15 protein-coding genes are annotated in these 19223 nt (G+C 38.9%); 6 read left to right on the top strand and 9 right to left on the bottom strand.

Annotation, left to right across the window (positions count from 1 at the left end):
- Positions 1-71: 71 nt before the first annotated feature.
- Complete coding sequence (locus IEX29_RS06910; protein WP_188733726.1) at positions 72-1169, top strand: ABC transporter ATP-binding protein; 1098 nt, start codon at positions 72-74, stop codon at positions 1167-1169.
- An 82-nt stretch (positions 1170-1251) separates the two neighbouring features.
- Here IEX29_RS06910 and IEX29_RS06905 read toward each other — a convergent pair whose 3' ends face one another.
- From IEX29_RS06905 to fumC, 6 genes are all read right to left on the bottom strand, one after another.
- Complete coding sequence (locus tag IEX29_RS06905) at positions 1252-1446, bottom strand: alpha/beta-type small acid-soluble spore protein (RefSeq protein WP_077603336.1); 195 nt, start codon at positions 1444-1446, stop codon at positions 1252-1254.
- Positions 1447-1624: 178 nt separating this feature from the next.
- Entirely contained in the window at positions 1625-2788 is a 1164-nt protein-coding gene (locus IEX29_RS06900) for a M20 family metallopeptidase (protein ID WP_188733725.1), read from the bottom strand.
- A 70-nt stretch (positions 2789-2858) separates the two neighbouring features.
- Positions 2859-4004, bottom strand: a complete 1146-nt coding sequence (locus IEX29_RS06895; protein ID WP_188733724.1) for a Glu/Leu/Phe/Val dehydrogenase dimerization domain-containing protein — start codon at positions 4002-4004, stop codon at positions 2859-2861.
- A gap of 29 nt (positions 4005-4033) precedes the next feature.
- Positions 4034-5515: an aldehyde dehydrogenase family protein gene (locus IEX29_RS06890; protein ID WP_188733723.1), complete on the bottom strand. Its 1482-nt coding sequence runs from the start codon at positions 5513-5515 to the stop codon at positions 4034-4036.
- Positions 5516-5562: 47 nt separating this feature from the next.
- Positions 5563-7230, bottom strand: coding sequence for a thiamine pyrophosphate-binding protein (locus tag IEX29_RS06885; RefSeq protein ID WP_188733722.1), 1668 nt, complete (start codon positions 7228-7230; stop codon positions 5563-5565).
- 457 nt (positions 7231-7687) lie between these two features.
- A complete protein-coding gene (fumC, locus tag IEX29_RS06880) occupies positions 7688-9073 on the bottom strand; it encodes a class II fumarate hydratase (RefSeq protein ID WP_188733721.1) in 1386 nt (461 codons plus the stop codon).
- Between the two features lie 157 nt (positions 9074-9230).
- On the opposite strand from fumC, the gene IEX29_RS06875 reads away from it, so the two are divergent.
- Entirely contained in the window at positions 9231-10145 is a 915-nt protein-coding gene (locus IEX29_RS06875) for a zinc dependent phospholipase C family protein (protein ID WP_188733720.1), read from the top strand.
- Positions 10146-10214: 69 nt separating this feature from the next.
- Here the strand turns inward: IEX29_RS06875 and IEX29_RS06870 are convergent, their stop codons facing one another.
- Together IEX29_RS06870 and IEX29_RS06865 are read right to left on the bottom strand one after the other, a co-directional pair.
- Positions 10215-11525: an MFS transporter gene (locus IEX29_RS06870; RefSeq protein WP_188733719.1), complete on the bottom strand. Its 1311-nt coding sequence runs from the start codon at positions 11523-11525 to the stop codon at positions 10215-10217.
- Positions 11526-11687: 162 nt separating this feature from the next.
- Positions 11688-11924, bottom strand: a complete 237-nt coding sequence (locus IEX29_RS06865; protein ID WP_188733718.1) for a hypothetical protein — start codon at positions 11922-11924, stop codon at positions 11688-11690.
- Positions 11925-12240: 316 nt separating this feature from the next.
- Here IEX29_RS06865 and IEX29_RS06860 point away from each other — a divergent pair, with 316 nt between their 5' ends.
- The gene (locus IEX29_RS06860; RefSeq protein ID WP_188733717.1) at positions 12241-13122 is read left to right on the top strand and encodes a cation diffusion facilitator family transporter; all 882 of its coding nucleotides are present in this window, start codon (positions 12241-12243) and stop codon (positions 13120-13122) included.
- A 370-nt stretch (positions 13123-13492) separates the two neighbouring features.
- Positions 13493-14860: a Na+/H+ antiporter NhaC gene (gene nhaC / locus IEX29_RS06855; RefSeq protein ID WP_188733716.1), complete on the top strand. Its 1368-nt coding sequence runs from the start codon at positions 13493-13495 to the stop codon at positions 14858-14860.
- A 65-nt stretch (positions 14861-14925) separates the two neighbouring features.
- Here the strand turns inward: nhaC and map are convergent, their stop codons facing one another.
- Positions 14926-15678 carry a type I methionyl aminopeptidase gene (gene map / locus IEX29_RS06850; protein WP_188733715.1) on the bottom strand — a complete coding sequence of 251 codons (753 nt, stop codon included), beginning with the start codon at positions 15676-15678 and terminating at the stop codon, positions 14926-14928.
- Positions 15679-16836: 1158 nt separating this feature from the next.
- Between map and IEX29_RS06845 the strand changes: the two genes are divergently transcribed.
- Together IEX29_RS06845 and IEX29_RS06840 are read left to right on the top strand one after the other, a co-directional pair.
- Entirely contained in the window at positions 16837-17562 is a 726-nt protein-coding gene (locus tag IEX29_RS06845) for an ABC transporter ATP-binding protein (protein ID WP_188733714.1), read from the top strand.
- Positions 17552-19195: a putative ABC transporter permease subunit gene (locus IEX29_RS06840; protein WP_188733713.1), complete on the top strand. Its 1644-nt coding sequence runs from the start codon at positions 17552-17554 to the stop codon at positions 19193-19195. Before IEX29_RS06845 ends, IEX29_RS06840 begins: the two co-directional genes overlap by 11 nt.
- Positions 19196-19223: the final 28 nt, after the last annotated feature.

The raw sequence follows: 19223 nt of genomic DNA, 5'->3' as shown, positions 1-19223 counted from the left end.
GATGAAAGCAGATGTTAAAACGCTTTCAAATAGGAGCTTTTGAAATTTAAACAATTGAAGGAGATGTAAATATGGCAGAATTAAAATTAGAGCATATTCAGAAGAAATATGATAAAGATGTATTGGCGGTAGAGGATTTCAACCTACATATTCAGGATAAGGAATTTATTGTATTTGTCGGTCCATCCGGCTGCGGGAAATCAACAACCCTTCGTATGATTGCCGGCCTGGAAGAGATATCTGAAGGTGAATTGTATATTGATGAAAAGTTAATGAATGATGTCGCACCAAAAGATCGTGATATCGCTATGGTATTCCAAAACTATGCTCTATATCCGCATATGAATGTGTATGATAATATGGCATTTGGGCTTAAGCTTCGTAAATTCAAAAAAGAAGAAATTAAACAGCGTGTTGATCAAGCTGCTAAAATTTTAGGTTTGGAAGCATACTTAGATAGAAAGCCGAAAGCATTATCGGGCGGGCAAAGACAGCGTGTTGCATTAGGGCGTGCGATTGTCCGTGATGCAAAGGTATTCCTGATGGATGAGCCTCTATCCAACTTGGATGCAAAGTTACGTGTGCAAATGCGTGCAGAAATCCAAAAGCTTCATCAGCGTCTGCAGACAACTACCATTTACGTAACCCATGACCAGACAGAAGCAATGACAATGGCAACAAGGCTGGTTGTTATGAAGGATGGTGTTATTCAGCAGCTTGGAGCTCCAAAGGATGTGTATGATTTACCGGAAAACATTTTTGTGGGCGGATTTATCGGCTCCCCATCTATGAACTTCTTTACCGGAACACTGGAGGGTAACAAATTCAAAGTTGGCGGCAGCACTTTCTTAGTTCCAGAAGCGAAGCTGGTACCTCTGCGTGATCAGGGGTATGAAGGAAAAGAGCTGATTATTGGTGTTCGTCCTGAGGATATCCATGATGAGCTGGTTTTCTTGGAAGCGTCTCCTGAATCAAAAATAACAGCAAAAATTGAGGTTGCTGAATTAATGGGAGCTGAATCTATTCTTTATTCCAGTATCGATGGTCAGGAATTTGTTGCACGTGTTGATTCCCGTACAGATGTACAGGGCGGGGACGAATTAGAGCTTTCCTTCGATATGAATAAGATCCATTTCTTTGATAAAGACAATGAGCAGCGTATACGTTAACACATTTTAAAATAATAAAATTGGTAAGGGGGAGCTCATAATGAGCCCCCCCTGTTAGCCAGTAATATTTTTTTAGATAAAATTATTTACCATGCATTTGTTGTTGAGCAGTTTGCACTAAACGTTTAGTGATTTCCCCACCTACAGAACCGTTTGCACGAGAAGTTGAATCTGGACCAAGGTTTACACCAAATTCTTGAGCGATTTCGTACTTCATTTGATCAAGAGCTTGTTGTACTCCAGGCACTACTAATTGGTTTGAATTGTTATTTGCCATAGTTATCACCTCCTGTAAACATATCATCTGCATTTTTTCTAAACTTATGATAGTTAATTATTGGTAATTATAATGGCAAATATCATATTGGTTTGAATTGACAATTTTCGCTATCTCCAAACACTTTCTTACAAGTCTTATACATCCTTAATATATAAATAGATGTTCAAAAGTGATGCTACTCTCTTACTTCCTCAAATTCTTCTCTGATTTTCTCCAATAATGCGGAATCGGATAAAATATCATAGCCAGTACAAGCTAACGCCAGCGCACCATGAAGCAGAGCCTGCTTCCCGGCCGGGCTGATCGTCTGATCCGCGAACGCTTTAGTGTGCAGCACGAGTGAAGGATCACCAATTCCAATCGAAGGATGTATTGCCGGTACAACCCTGCTGACATCTCCCATATCCATAGAAGCTTTTAAAAGCTGCGGAGGATATACAGTTTCATCAGTTGCTGCTTTTAAATTTTTTGTAAATATATCTGAAAGCTGCCGGTTAGTCACCATATTATCATAACTGCCTTCCTGTTCGATTATTTCGATTTCCGCACCAGTCATTAATGCTGCTCCTTTTGCAATCTGAATGACTTTCTCTTTCGTTTCATCTAAAATTTGGCGTGATTGTGCCCGAATATAAAATTCAGCTGCTGCCAAATCCGGAACAACATTCGCTGCTTCTCCGCCCTTAGTGATGATTCCATGTATACTGACATCATCCGGTAAATGCTCTCTTAAAGCATTTATACCATTGTATAATTGAATAACACTGTCAAGTGCATTAATCCCTTCTTCAGGAGATGCGGCTGCATGCGCTGCTTTCCCAGTATATATAAATTCAAGTGCATCATTTGCCAGTGAAGCTCCACTTTCTCTGGATTCGGCTTCTGGATGGAGAATCATTGTCACATCAATATCCTCAAAAGTACCTTCTTTACTCATTGGCACCTTTGATCCATGCGTTTCCTCTGCTGGTGTACCAAACACAACAACTTTTCCTCCTGTTTGATTGACAACCTTACTTAGAGCTATTCCTGCACCGGTACTCATCGTTCCAATTAAATTATGTCCGCAGCCATGACCAATATCGGGCAAGGCATCATATTCTGCCAAATAGGCAATCGCCGGCCCCGGCTTGCCGCTGTCATAAACTGCTTTGAATGCAGTCGGGCGATTAATTATATTTGTCTCCACCTGGAATTGATTTTCACTTAACAAATCCGTCAAAAGCTCCATTGATGCAAATTCTTCATCTCCCAATTCCGGGTTATAATACATTTTTTCGCTTATGTCCCATAATTGCTGTTGAATGTCTGCTAATTTCTCTTTTAATATTTTCTCCATCTGAACAACCCGCCTTAACTTTCATCTGATTTGTAAAATGGAGAACGCACTCTGCGCTCTCCACTGTCCTTTAATATTCTAATAAATCACTTTTCCCAGGCTTAAAAAGCTCATTTGCTACTTCTCTTTGATATCTTTTTTGATTTTCTGCTTCCGTAAACAAATGCTGTACATTTTTCCGGCACAGCTGTTCAATATCATCTATCACAGCTTGAGGCGTCGGGTCTACAAGACCAAATACCACGACATCATAAGCACGTACAGATCCTAAATTCACCACATAATCATTTACTAAATGAATCCCTTTTTCTTTAATGATTTTATCTCCTTCAGCAGAAATCGGAATGTTTGCCGCTTCTGCAATCAGGCTTGCATTGACTTGGTCGGCGTTGGATTCATTAATCACATCCTCCAATGCACAAGGAATCAGAATATCTGTATCTACATCCAGCCATTCATTGTTCGGCCTCACACGATAGTCCGACCCAAAATAAGCCTGATCCATTTCACCATATTCATTTTTATGTTCGATAAGAGAAGGAATATCTAATCCTTCTTCACAGGTTACCAATAAATTGGCATCAGAAATCCCCACCACTTTGTAGCCCAGGTGATGCAATTTTAATGCACAGCTGGCACCAACGCAGCCAAATCCCTGAATCACTACTTTTGCTCCATCTTTTCCATTTGTAAACCTCCATGCTTCATCCGTTGCAAATGCAGCTCCATAGCCTGTAACTATATCGTTTAAAAGAAGTCCGTCCATTTTTTGTGTTAACAAATAATCATAATCTTTTATTCCTTTTAATACGACCGGGTCCTCTTTCATCGATTTTGTCAGTGGGATATCAATACCAAATTCGTGGAAGACTTCCAGGATATCTTCGTATTTTGTTCCTAAATCATTCCCTAAGGACACACCGTTATCAATATACGGCATCATGGCGATTAAAAATCGTTTTAATACACCATGTGCATCCGGCGCTTTATAATCATAAGCAATTCCCGCTTTGCATCCGCCTGTGGTTTCAGATCCGCTTGCTACATATTTATAAGCCATCGCTTCAGCCAGCCGGATTACTTCTTCTTTCGTTACGGAAGGATGCATTCTGGTTCCCCCGCCGGAATATCCTTTTTTTAAATTTTGAACAACAAGCCAGCCCCGGGCGTCTGTTTCTGTATCATTCCATTCTACAACTAAGTATGGTTTTAACATTTCTCTTCTCCTTTATTTTTTCTTTCAAATTATTTATTGCCTTCGAACCAATCAAGTCTCTCAGGGTTCATGCTGATATTGATTTGTTTTGTCTCCTGATATTCATCCAAACCATATTTACCGAGACTTCTTCCGATACCGCTTGTTTTATATCCTCCCCATGGAGATTGTACACTGGATAAGTGATATGTATTCACCCATGTAATGCCTGCACGTATCTTTTTAATGATACGGATAGCTTTGGCCTGATCTTTGGTAAATACAGCACCAGCAAGTCCGTAATCGGTATCATTTGCGATTTGAATTGCATCCTTTTCATCTTTAAATTTCTGAATAACAATCACAGGGCCAAATATTTCTTCCCGGACAATGCGCATATCGCTTGTAACATCCGTAAATACTGTCGGCTCAATGAAAAAACCTTTCTCCAGGCCGTCGCTTTCCATTCGATTGCCGCCTAATGCCAGATGTGCACCCTCTTCTACTCCAATTTGAATATAATTTAAAATACTTTCCATGTGCTTTTCGCTTACAATCGCTCCCATTTCTGATTTTGTATCATTTCCAGGACCAACCCGAATGGCTTTTGCTTTTTCTATATATTTTTCTATAAATTCCTCATAAATGCTTTCTTGAACAAGCAGCCGGCTCCCGGATGTACAGACTTGTCCTGCTCCCATAAAAATACCGAATAAAGCATAATCTACTGCTAAATCAATGTCTGCATCACCCAAAATAATATTCGGTGATTTTCCGCCCAGTTCAAGGGAAACTTTTTTTAAATTTTCTGATGCGGCCTGCATAATCTGCTGGCCGACCTTTGTGCTGCCTGTGAAGGAAATAATGTTCACGTCATTACCTTCAGCAAGTGTCTGCCCAGCAACAGATCCTGTTCCCAGCAACAGTTGTGCAGCGCCTTTAGGTAAGTCAGTCTGTTCCATAAGTTCATAGAGCCTGACTGCTGTTACCGGTGTAATTTCCGCCGGCTTTAAAATAATGGAATTCCCAGCTGCCAATGCAGGAGCTATTTTCCATACACTCATCAGGATTGGGAAATTCCAGGGCACAATTAAACCGGCAACTCCCATCGGCTCTTTCACAATCACTGTTTGCAAATCCTTATCCGCCTCAAAGGCTTCATCCATTTGATTATGTAACAGGCCGGCATAATAACGGAATGTATTTACGGCATCTTCTACATCTGCCTCCGCTTCTCTTTTTGTTTTCCCATTATTCATTACTTCAAGCTCTGCCAATTCATTCAAATTCACTTCTATCTTATCCGCAATCTGGAGCAGTATCTCTGCTCTTGCTGACGGAGTCTGTTCCGACCAGACCCCGTTTTCAAATGTTCTTTTAGCAGTACGAATCGCTTTTTCTGTTTCTTCTTTTGTCGCTTGTGAGGCTTTGGCAATAACCTCCTGAGTTGCGGGGTTAATCACATCCTGCAACTTTGGATTAGCAGAATCGATCCATTCTCCATCTATATACAGCTTTAAATGTTTTGTCATATTACGATTCTCCTTTGATAAAATCTGATTAATCCTCAGCAGATTTATTATTGATGCGGACGGAATGATTGAATATATTCTGGTGAATCTTCATATTTTAAATCACCAATTTTATTAGCATCAACAACAACCATATAGGATTGATTGCTTGTAAGTGCTTTTTCCAGAACATGATCAAATTCACGGACAGATGTTACTTTTTCCGCTTCAAAGCCCATTGATTTTGCCATCATCACAAAATCAGGATTTTTCAAATGGACAGCTGTCTGCCTGCCATATGCTGCATCCTGATAATACTGCAGGATTCCGTAACCGCCGTCGTCAAACAGCAGTACAATGATTGGTGCATCTTCCTGAACGGCTGAAATCATTTCTCCGGCATTCACCATAAAGCCTCCATCACCAGCTATTAAAACAACCGGCTTTTCCGGCTGAGCTATTTTGGCACCGACTGCCATTGGCAATCCCTGTCCAATTCCTCCGCCGGTCATATGCAGATAATTTCCAGGCTCGTGAATATCTACCAGTTTGTTTCCCCATATGTACCCGTGCATTGTTACATCCGTTACTAAAATAGTGTTTTCCGGCAATTGCACATTCATCATATTGGCAAAATCCCCATAAGGCTGAATCGTCTCGTTTAAATCATCACGGACAGCTTGGCGGCATGCTTTCACTTCTTCAACATAGGAACTTTCCGGTTGAACATCTTTTTCTGCAAGCGTTTTATTAATTGTTTGTAAAACGGATTTGGCATCACCGATTAACCCGTATTTTGTAGGATAATTACGATTGAAAGCATGTGGGTTCAAATCAATATTGATATGATTTTCCGGCAAAGGCAGCGTACCTTCAGCGGTTTCCGTTTCACGAAATCTGACGCCTATACTGATAAGTAAATCTGATTTTTTCAGAAGCTCTATAAATTGTGGCGTTGCAGCAAAATTTCCGATACAAAGCGGATGATTTTCCGGGATACCGCCTTTTCCGGATTCACTTGTCACAACTGCCGGATGAAGCTTTTCTACTAATGTTAAAAGCTCTTCAGATGCTCCGGAATGAATAATGCCATCGCCTGTCCAAACAATCGGCCTTTTCGCAGATATAATTGCTTCCATGATTTCTTCCGGTACAATAATTTCTGTCTTCTCCGGTTGTATTTCTGTCTCAATAATCTGGTTTTGCGGGATGATTTGTGCTTGGAAATTCGTTGGAATCGATACAGTGACAGGACCTTTAGGGACCTCCAGAGCATCGCTAATTGCCGTCCGCATAAATGGTGTAATCTGACGGGGTAACCGTAATAAGTAAGATGATTTATTAACACCATCCATCATTTTTTGCTGGTCTTTACACTCATGGATGTAGCGCAAATCTTTTCCGATATAGCTATAGTCTGCTTCTCCTGTAATGTGAAGCAGCGGCGTTCCTGAATTCCATGTTTCCGTTAATGAGCCTGCTCCATTACCAGCTCCGGCGCCTGTACTGGTAAGCACAACACCTAATTTACCTGTCGTACGTGAATAAGCATCTGCCATATTAACAGCGCCGCTCTCTCCCCGGGCAGTCGCCATTCGAATCGAGCCTTCCTTGAGCATTGCTTCATAAATAGGCATATTATGGATACTGACAATTCCAAAAATTGTATCTACTCCTGCCTCGACAAGTTCTTTCACAATTGCATCTGCAACTGTAAACTCTTTCTGTTTTACCATGATAATCCTCTCCTTGCTGCCTGTATGCTTTTCTCACCTTTTTCATCGGACACTTCCATTACCTCCCCAAACAGCGCAGTAAAATATAACTGGCTGCGCAGATCCTATGAATTATTTCTATGTATTTTATGATTCTCATGTAAAGCCTCTCTCCAATAATAAATAATAGAGAAAGGAAAAAAATAGACCGATTATAAGTGAGAAAAAAAGACCAAATGGAAGTTTTAATTTATGTTCAGCTTATAGTACCCTTCCAAAGATTGCAAGGGAAGTGAAGGGATTTCCCTGGTGTTTCCCGGGTTTTGATAGCGATTACATCATATGCAGAGAGACTTGCTCTGCATATTGGATTTTCAAACAAAAAAGTTTACTTTCACATAAATATTCCGTTTTTTCACTCAAAAAACTGTTGAGCTTTAAATATAGAAACTCAACAGTTTTTCGGGTTTATTTGTACTTATTTTGGATGTGTCATTTCTTCTGGTTTCACGTATTCATCAAATTGCTCGGCAGTCAGCAAATCAAGCTTTACAGCTGTTTCTTTTAATGTTGCATTATCAGCAAAGGCGGTTTTTGCAATTTTTGCAGCATTTTCATAGCCGATATGCGGGTTTAAAGCTGTTACCAGCATTAGTGAGCCATGCAGGTTTTTCTCGATTTGCTCCAGGTTTGCTTCAATTCCTACAGCACAACGCTCATCAAAGGAAAGAATGCTGTCTGCCAGTAACTGACTGGACTGTAAGAAGTTATAAGCGATGACCGGTTTGAATACATTTAATTCAAAATTCCCTTGACTGGCTGCAAATCCGATTGCCGCATCATTACCCATTACCTGTGTTGCAACCATGGTTACTGCTTCACTTTGGGTCGGATTTACTTTTCCTGGCATGATGGAGCTTCCCGGCTCATTCGCAGGTATAGAAATTTCTCCAATCCCGCATCGTGGTCCACTTGCCAGCCAGCGGACATCATTGGCAATTTTCATCATGTCTGCGGCCAGTCCCTTTAATGCTCCGTGTGCGTAAACAGTCTCATCATGACTGGTTAAGGCATGGAATTTATTTTTAGCAGAAGTAAAGGTTTTTCCAGTATACGCTGAAATAGCTTTACAAACCTTTTCCGAGAAATCTGGATGTGCGTTTAAACCAGTTCCTACAGCTGTTCCGCCAATAGCAAGCTCCCGCAGATGCTCGTTACTTTCTTTAATCATAGTGTATGATTTTTCCAGCATCCGGTGCCAGCCGCTGATTTCCTGGCCTAATGTCAATGGCGTTGCATCCTGCAGATGCGTTCTGCCAATTTTTACAATATCAGTGAATTTATTTTGTTTTTCTTCCAGGGTTTCCTTTAATTGTTGAATGGCAGGCAATACTGTATCTTCCAGCTTTAATACAGCTGCTACATGCATGGCAGTAGGATATGTATCATTCGAGCTTTGCGATTTATTCACATCATCATTTGGATGAAGCTTTAATTCACTTCCCTGCTCTTTTAACCATTCATTCCCTACATAGGCCAATACTTCGTTCACATTCATATTTGATTGTGTGCCGCTTCCTGTTTGCCAAACTACTAATGGAAAATGTTCATTTAATTTATCTGCTAATACCTGATCAGCAGCATATTTTATTGCTTCTGCTTTTTCTTCTTCCATTAAGCCCAAATCAAGGTTAGCAATTGCTGTACTTCTTTTTAAAATTGCAAACGCTTTAATAATTTCTACAGGCATTGTTTCCTGACCAATCGGAAAGTTCTGCTTACTGCGCTGCGTTTGTGCTCCCCAATATTTATCTGCCGGGACCTTGATTTCCCCAATTGTATCTTTTTCTATGCGATAATCCATCCTGATTCCTCCTTGAACTTTTCCTGAATCCATATCTAGTGTACCAAATTTTTTCATTTTTTTCGATTTCTTTTTCATGATATGATAAAGGTAATCTTATTTTCAGAAATCATTCTCTATTCACCTACTTTAACCTGATAGAAACGAGGAATAAAACATGCCAAATATCTGGACCCATATTTTTTTCGCAGAAGATGCCTGTAAATCATTATCATATGATATACCTGACTCTCCTGACAGACATGCTTTGTTTTTAGGTGCCCAAGGTCCCGATCCCTTCTTTTATTATCGATTTTGGCCGTGGCTCTCCGGTCAAAAGGAAGGACATGATATCGGCGATACATTACATACCAAAGAATGCGGTCCCTTTCTGCTGCATCTTATTGAGAAGGCGTACAAGCAATCAGATGAGGTAAAAGCTTATGTAACGGGTTTTATCACACATCATTTTCTGGACCGGCATACGCACCCTTATATCCATTATCGGGCCGGTTATCAAGGAAGCAGGCATCAAATGCTGGAAACAATTATTGATACCAAAATGGCTTTAAAACATCGGCAAATGGAAATTTGGAAGCACCCGGCTTACGCAGAGATTTACGTTGGCAAAACATTACCTCCAACCATCCGGCATTTTTTGGATGAAGCTATCCGGAATGTTTATCCAGACCTTGCCTTTCAAATAAGCACTATACAGGATGCTTATCAGGATATGATCACCGCACAGAAAATTTTTTCTGATCCTTCAGGTTGGAAAAATAAGCTGTTGAAGCCATTTATCCATTCCTATTCGCATCAGCCGGCAGATGAATTTATCGATTACCTTAATGAAGAAAAAACGGCCTGGGTTCATTCAGCTACGGGAGAATTACACGAGGAAAGCTTTGAAGAATTATATACTGATGCTTTAAATGATGTAGTCAGCGTACTTCCTCTGGTCGTGGACTATTGGAATGAAGCCGAAGAATCCACAAAAAAACAGCTGATCCGCCGTATTGATAATATTTCATATGATACCGGCACACATATAGCTGATCATTATACAAACCGTTTCAGTGCACCAATTGTATAATATAAAGAAGCACATACTTTTTGATTTCATCAGGTTAAAAAGCATGCGCTTCTTTTATTTTGATTCCATTTATTGTGGACGTATTTTTACTTCCTCATTTTTATTCGAAGCTCTTTGTGCCTCTTCTATCCCTTTATCAATATCTACAAATTTCAAAAGAATAATTCCAATAATAAAGAAGAAGACAAGTGACAGAATCCCTAAACGGCTATTTCCAGTCAGCTGCCCGATGATTGCAAACATAAACGGACCGATAACAGCTGCAAATTTGGATGAAATTCCGTAAAACCCAAAAAACTCAGCGTGCTTGCCAGTCGGAATCATTCTTCCAAAAATAGACCGGCTCAATGATTGCGCCCCTCCCTGAACCATACCTACAATAATCGCTAAAATATAAAAATGTAGCGCTGTACTCATAAAGTAACCAATAATGACTATTCCTAAATAAACATATAAAGTAATGAATAGAGCTTTCTTTGCTGTAATTTTTACCGCCAGCCAGCCAAAAAAGAATGTAAATGGAATCCCGACAAACTGCGTAATTAATAATGCAATAATTAGATCATTCTGGCCGATGCCTATTTCACTTCCATAAACCGTTGCCATACGAATAATGGTCGAAATACCGTCATTATACAGCCAAAAAGCAATCAGGAATATAATCAGCTGTTTGAATTGCTTCATTTCCCGGAAAGTATTTCCTACTCGTGAGAAGCCGATTGATACATATGATTTCGTCCGCTCTACTTTTTCTTTTTTCTCTTCTTTTATATTTTTAAGCAGCGGAATCGTAAAAATAAGCCACCATATCCCTACAGAAGCAAGTGAAATTCTGGTTGCCCACTCTGTATCTGCAATTCCAAACCATGACGGATTTAATATCATCATGACATTAATGGCAAGTAGAATCCCGCCGCCAATATATCCATATGCAAAGCCTCCTGATGATACCCTATCCATCTCTTCCTTCTCTGCAATCTCTGGTAAAAAACCGTCATAAAATATATTTCCGCCGGAGAACCCGATCGATCCAACAATAAATAATAATGAAGCAAGCAAATAATCTCCTTCACTGATAAAGATCATCAGAATACTTGCGATAATCCCCATAAATGAGAAAAAACGGAGAAATTTTTTCTTTGCCGCTGAAAAATCACTGATAGCACCCAGTATTGGCGCAAGGATTGCAACGATCAAAACAGAGATAGATTGTGAATACCCCCAATAGCTCGTTGCTAAATGGTCATCCAGACCCGATGCAGCAACAGTTGAATAATAAACGGGCAGCACGGCAGCCATAATCGTTGTCGCAAAAGCAGAGTTTCCAAAATCGTACATCATCCAGCTGCGCTGTATTTTCTTTTTCGATTTTGCGTCCATCTTATCCCCCCTTACTTGCATTATAATGGATTTATTTGGTTTATCCTATCTGTTTTTTTTAATCAATATGAATTTACAAAATATTCACTTTGGCAAGAAGGCATAATTACAGACACAAAAAAAGCATAGGCACGCTTTTGACTGCGTCCTATGCTTGTATTCTTAATCTTCCCAAACATATTGTTTGTAAGCTTTACTATATTTCTTAAAATCATTATAATTATTTGTTTCAATTGCATGATTTATTTTATCTTCCAAGTGAGACTTATTCCAGTTAAAACAAAGCTCGTCCAATAATAATTGTGCATACAGCTGCTCTTCAAACGCCAGTTCTTTTCTTGCTGTTAACGGCTCTCCTACATATTGAAAAAAGCGATAAATGACTTTTTCTTGTTTCACGGAAAATTCCCCCTTAAGCCTTTTTCCCATTATGCACAAACTTTCTATAAATTTCAACTAAAAAATATTTTAAAATATTTTTTTCCGAATTATTTTTCAAATAGAGAGCAACAATAAATACTGCCTGAGTAATGTTTTTTTCCCATAGGAAAATATGCTTGCAGCTTTCAATAACTCTTCCTGTGGTCTGTTATGTTTCTCTAGACCCACCAGCGGGTGATTTGATAGACTATATAAGCTATCTTTTTAAAAGAGGATGTTCAAAAAGGAATGCTTCATCGCTTCACATTGAATAATAAAATATGGTGGGATTAAAATGAATAATCATAATGAAAACTTAAAAACCGGGGAAAAGGGTGCCTGGTTAAGTATTATTGCATATATCTTCTTAGCTGTTATGAAGCTTTATATTGCTTCCATCGGAAATTCTGACGGCCTGCGGGCTGACGGTTTAAATAACTTTACAGATATCATTGCTTCCATTGCTGTATTAGTCGGATTAAAAATAGCACGAAAGCCGGCAGACTCCGTACATCGTTACGGCCATTACCGGGCAGAAAGTATTGCTTCTTTATTTGCAGCTTTTGTTATGATGCTTATCGGCCTTCAGGTTATATTTACTGCCGGTCAGACGCTGTATCTATCCAACTACTCTCAGCCGGATATGCTGACAGCCTGGGTTGCTCTCTTTGCAGCCTTCGTTATGCTTGGTGTATACAGCTATAATTTAAAGCTGTCAAAAAAAGTAGGAAGCAGCGCACTTTTTGCAGCGGCAATGGATAACCGCTCCGATGCTTTTGTAAGTGTCGGTGTCTTTATCGGTATTATCGGAGCACAATTTGGACTTTACTGGTTAGATCCTGTGGTTGCGGTGTTAGTCGGCTTAATCATTTGCAAAACAGCCTGGGATATCTTTAAAGACTCCACCGTTACGTTGACAGACGGATTTGATTATAAGAAATTGGATGAAATGAAGGACGCCATCCGGACATTTAAAAATGTGCGGGACATAGTTGATATTAAAGGCCGGATTCACGGAAACCAGGAGCTTTTAGATATAACTATCCTGGTGGATCCAGCACTGAATGTCGTTGACAGTCATGCGATCACAGAGCAAATTGAAGACTATCTGTATAAAGAATACGGAATCAATCACGCATTAATTCATATTGAACCATACGAAGAAGACAAAGAATGAATGTAACAAAATCTGTTATTGACAATTCCAGTAAATTAATTGTATAGTCATTATTAACAATTCTATCGTTTTGACAGTAAAAGTCCGAAGTAAATCATTATATGACAATTTTCAGAGACAAGGCGGGTGGTGAAAGCCTTGGTGTATAATAGATTGAATTACAGGCTTTGCATTTATACTTGTCACTGAAATCAAGTGGATGTACTTTTTTGTGCATCAACCAGGGTGGTAACGCGGAGATATACTTCGTCCCTATTACAGGGGCGGAGTTTTTTTATTGGTTTAAATAAATGATTCAGCTTCCATCTGTACTTTTTATGGAAAAATAGCAATACCATATAGAATGTATTTTCAAGAGGAGGAAATAAAAATGAATTCAATTGAAGCAAAACATAATCCTTCATTAGCTGTTTCCATCATTTTTCTCATATTGATTGTAGCAATTATCAGCTTTTTTATGATTGGACTGGAAGCTAACCCCCATATACCTATTCTAATAGCTATATTTGTTTTAATCGGCTATGGTTTATGGAATAAAATCAGCTTTCAAGCACTTCAAAATGCGATGAGTTTAGGAGCCGGTTCTGCAATGGGCGCAGTATTTCTCTTTTTTGTTATCGGTATTTTAATCAGCAGCTGGATGATCAGCGGTACAATTCCCGTGCTGATGATGACAGGCCTGTCTATTATTACGACAACCTGGTTCTACGCGATTGTTTTTACCGTTACAGCAATAATCGGAATTTCCTTAGGAAGCTCGTTAACAACAACCGCTACAGTCGGAGTTGCTTTAATCGGAATGGCCGGTGCCATGGATGCCTCCGTGGCAATTACAGCAGGAGCGATTGTTTCCGGAGCTTTTTTCGGTGATAAGATGTCTCCTTTATCGGATACGACTAACCTTGCTTCAACGGTTGTCGGTGTAGATTTATTTGAGCATATCAAACATATCAGTTTAACTACCATACCTGCGTTTATTATATCATTTATTATTTTTGCAATTTTATCACCAGGTAAATCATATGCAAGTAATAATATTGAACAATATCAGGATGCTTTACAAGCTGCCGGTTTGATTCACTGGAGTTCATGGATTCCATTAATAGTACTGATCATTTGTACTATTTTTAAGCTTTCTGCTTTTTTATCGTTATCTATCAGCAGTGTCATTGCGAGCATAATAGCTGTCACAGTTAATAAATTCCCATTTAGTGATATTCCAAAAATCTGGTTTGGCGGCTATACGGGAGACTCTGACTTTGACCCTGTAAATGAATTAATTTCAAAAGGCGGGATGGATAGTATGTTTTTCACCATCGCTCTGGTGCTGCTTGCATTGAGCTTTGGCGGACTGCTGTTTGTTACAGGTATTTTACCGACCATACTTGAAACACTTCAATCCAGGCTCAGAAAAACCAGATCAATCATCGCTTCAACTGCCGCCACCGCTATTGGTGTGAATGTTTTTATCGGGGAACAATATTTATCCATTCTGTTAACCGGGGAAACATTCCAGCGGATTTATGAACGGGCCGGATTAACAAAGAAAGCACTGTCGCGAACTTTAGAGGATGCAGGAACAGTGATTAACCCGCTCGTTCCATGGAGTGTGTGCGGTGTATTTATTGCAGATGTCCTTGGCGTTCCTGTACTGACCTACCTGCCATTTGCATTTTTCTGCCTGCTAAGTCCGGTAATTACTATTTTGTTTGGTGCAAGAACTGCTAAAAAGCAATAAATAAAAAATAGAATCCCCAATGAATCGATGCTTGATTTCATTGGGGATTTTTCTATTTCAATCCATTATTTATCCTGCTCTGTTAAAATAATCGCTTCATCTTTTGTAATGACAATTTGATGTTCAAATTGTGCAGAGCGTCCTTTATCCACTGTTCTGGCTGTCCATCCATTATCATCCATCTTACTGCGCCAATCACCTTCATTAATCATCGGTTCAATGGTAATAACCATGCCTTCTTTTAAACGAATACCTTTATTTGGTAATCCGTAATGCGGGACATGTGGATCTTCATGAATGGTAGGTCCAATCCCATGACCTGTAAAATCACGCACAACGGAAAATCCTTCTGCTTCGGCATAAGACTGGATAGCATGGCCGATATCACCTAAGCGATTTCCGTGTTTTGCTTGGGCAATCCCTTTATACAATGCTTCTTTCGTCACTTCAATCAGTTTCTGCCCTTTTTCATCTACATTCCCGACGGCATATGTCCAGGCCGAGTCGGCTAAACCTCCGTTTAGATTTACAACCATATCAACTGTTACAATGTCACCATCTTTTAGAGGTTTGTCATTTGGAAATCCGTGACAGATTTCGTCATTTAAGGAAGCACAAATTGCATAAGGATAACCATTATAGCCTTTTTGCTCCGGTGTTGCACCATGCTCCTCTAAAAATTTTTCCACAAAGGTATCTAATTCCAGTGTAGTAACACCCGGTTTAATACGCTTTGCAATTTCTTTATGCGTTGCGACCAGCAAATCTGCGGCTTCCTGCATTTGCTGTACTTCTCGTTTGCTTTTTCTAGTTATCATTCACTTTTCTTCCTTTCTATGTTCTATATACGCGATACTTTATGGGTAATAAACTTATTTTAAATGCTGTTTCGTATCCATAGTCCATTGTAAATTTTAACACAAGCGCCCGGAAACTAACAGAAAGTTAACTTTCCTAGTCTTATGATAATCTGTATTCCTGGTGTATAAATTGTGTAATCCTATCAGGAACAATTATTTTTGCTTAAAGTTAGAAAATTCCTATTTTGCTAAACTTAAGCAGCATGTTACGATATAGATATATTTTTTCCGCTGTTCAGTTTCTTATCTTAATAACTCAATTTTCGCACCTGAGAATAAGCAACTATACCTTCCTATTCCAGGATGAACATGTTCTTCATTATGCTGCTTGCATGTTGTTAAATCATCCTTCTATTGAAATGGAGATTGTGTATAGCGCCGCTCCGACCAACCACTACGCTTTCCATGGAGGACGGCTTCAGCTAACTTGAAAAGAAACCCGCTTTTCAAGTGGATCTTCAGCTCGCCCTGCGATGCACAAATGTTTCCGATGGGGCGAGTAATCGCAGTCCCAGGACGTGCAAGTGCAGGGGTTGTGACAGGAGTCTGCCTGGTTGGTCTGCGCTCAATTAAGCTTCTACAGCGAATGAAAGGAATTATATCTTGATGGAGTTGGATGAAATCATTGCCTTTTGCTTGATGAAAAGATCATTTTAGCATTTCAAATGGTTGATTTGCAATTTAAATGATGATAGAGCATGGATAGTAAATATCGAATTGCTTTCATGAATAGAGAATAATCATGAAAGAATATTTTATCGTGAATCAGGAAAAATGTTGTATCTGATCTAATTTCTATTTAGTCAGCTGCTTCAGCTTGTATAGAGCACTCCTTCTAGCGGAGGCGGACCGTTTTGACTCCTGAGGGATTAGCATCATCTGAAGATCCACTTTTGCCAAGTGCTCTTCTTGGCAAAAGTTAGCTGAAGAGCATGCCCCTAGGAAAGCAAAACGGTCCGCCGCAGCGGTGGCTTCACACGTTACCTTATTTCCAGCTAGAGTTTATGCTTTGTCAAAAGATAGATGGAAAGAACGATCAACACCTGTCTCTATGATAAGCAAGTTATTTTTTAAGGTACGAAAGTTGAGTTAATAACAAAAAATGGAGGCTTCCTAATGATAGAAATAGCTCAAATTAATAAAAGCTTTGATGGAAAAAATCAAATTATTGAAGATTTAACATTAACCGTTCCTGATGGAAAAATTGTCGGTTTCCTCGGACCAAATGGAGCAGGTAAATCTACTACGATTAATATGATGACCGGAATTTTACCAATTGATAAAGGGAGAATTTCTCTAAATGGTATCGATATTGAAAAAGAACCCTTAAAGGCGAAGCAGATTTTCGGATTCGTCCCTGACCGCTCAGATATCTTTCTAAGATTAAAAGGATTAGAATATCTTAATTTTATTGCAGATATTTATCAGGTTCCTGAAGAAATGCGCCAGGAGAAAATCAAATACCTTACAGAACAATTTGCAATTGATCATGCGCTCGGAAATTATATTCAAAGTTATTCACATGGAATGCGTCAAAAAATCGCAGTTACGTCTGTCCTTCTGCATGATCCTGATATTTGGATTTTAGATGAACCATTAACCGGTCTGGACCCGAAATCTTCGCATGCTTTAAAACAAATGATGCGGGAACATGCTGACAAAGGGAATACCGTCTTTTTCTCCAGCCACGGTCTGGAAGTTGTTGAGCAGATTTGTGATGAAGTAGCCATTATTAATCACGGAAAGCTGTTATTTTATGGAACGATTGAAGAGCTGCAGGCAAAATATCAAACAGATCAGTCCCTTGAAAATGTATTTTTGGAGTTGACGAATGATGCGTAATACTTGGGAAGTAACTAAAATCATGTTAAAAATGCAGTATTCGTCTGGCGGCAAACATAGTAATACATGGATTTATGCTTTACTTGCAGTTATTCTGATTCCATTTTTCCTTATCATAATGATGCAGGTCTTTGGGGCAATTATTGAAAATGTTTATCACATGCTGACAGAAGTGAATCAGGAGAGTATGCTGCTTGGCTTCGTATTACTCTTTATTACTGCTATACTGCTCTTCTTTTCTTTTATTACCATTTTATCAGCATTTTATTTTTCAGATGATATTACAGCTTACATCCCGTTACCTTTACACCCTTATCAATTATTAATTGGTAAAGCAGCAAATCCATTAATTTATAATTATTTAATTTCAGCAGTTATTTTTATTCCATTTCTGTTTATTTACGGAAGCATCAGCAGTGCACCTATTTTATTTTATGTCTATGGTTTTATTTTGTTTATTTTTTTTCCAATTATTCCGTTTACTATTGTAGCAATTATACTTATGTTCCTGATGCGGTATGTAAATATCGCAAAAAATAAAGATCGTTCCAAAATCTTTATGGGGGCGGGTTCCCTGATATTTGTTATTCTGGTTAATGTACTTGTCCGTTTAAATTTGGATGATGCAGCGTTAATGAGCGCCTTTACTGCCTATATACAGGAGCAGGAGGGTTTATTAAAGATGATTACAACGATTTTTCCACCTGCCTACTTTGGGGCACTCAGTCTCCATTTCGCAAATAGCTGGCAAGGTTTGCTGGCTATTGTGGCCCTCCTGGCTATTTTTATAATCACTGCATTGTTATTTATCTGGGCAGGTCAGCGATTTTACCTGAAGGGCGTAAGAGGCATGAGCTCAGGGAGTAAAGGAAATTTATCTGAGAAAGCCTCTCATAAATTAACGAAACAGCGTTCCATTTTAAAAACATATATACGGAAAGAAATAAAAATCATCATTCGTACACCGGCTTTTTTAATGCAGTGTGTTGTTCAGCCGTTATTTTTTCCCGTATTTATAACTGTTATTCTATTTTTAGACCTGGGAGAAGGACTATCATCACTGGGCTCTGTTACACCGGAAAAAAATCTTTTTCTCATCTTATTTATGCTTTCGATTGTTATGTTAAGTATAAATGCCACAGCATTCACTGCTATTTCCAGAGAAGGACCGAGCCGAAAATTAAATTTATTCCTGCCAATACCGTTTCATCATTTGATTTTTGCGAAACTGCTGGTGGCTTACCTTATCCCGCTTATACCATTTATATTGATTACCTTTATTGGAATATATGTAAATATCCCGATTCATATATTAATCGGCTGGATAGGTATTTCCTTATTATATAACTGTCTGGCGGTAATCATTAACTTTCTTATCGATGTGTATAGCCCGAAGCTTCACTGGACAGATGAACAGGAATTATTTAAAGGAAGATTTACACCATTATTTATTTCTCTCGGGCAGACAGCCTTTTTTGGGATTATAACCCTTATACTTTGGAATACAAATATGGAGAATGTTTATTTGATCATGCTCATTCTTCTGATCGCTGTGGCAGGTTTAACAGATATTGCAAAAACATATTTAAAGAAAAAAATAACCTTGGAAACATTACAGAATCTGGACAATTAACCTTTGAAAAAAGACTTACCGGAAAAAT

The organism is Oceanobacillus neutriphilus (assembly GCF_014645515.1).
Lineage (GTDB): Bacteria > Bacillota > Bacilli > Bacillales > Amphibacillaceae > Oceanobacillus > Oceanobacillus neutriphilus.
This window is presented reverse-complemented; position numbering and strand designations above follow the sequence as displayed.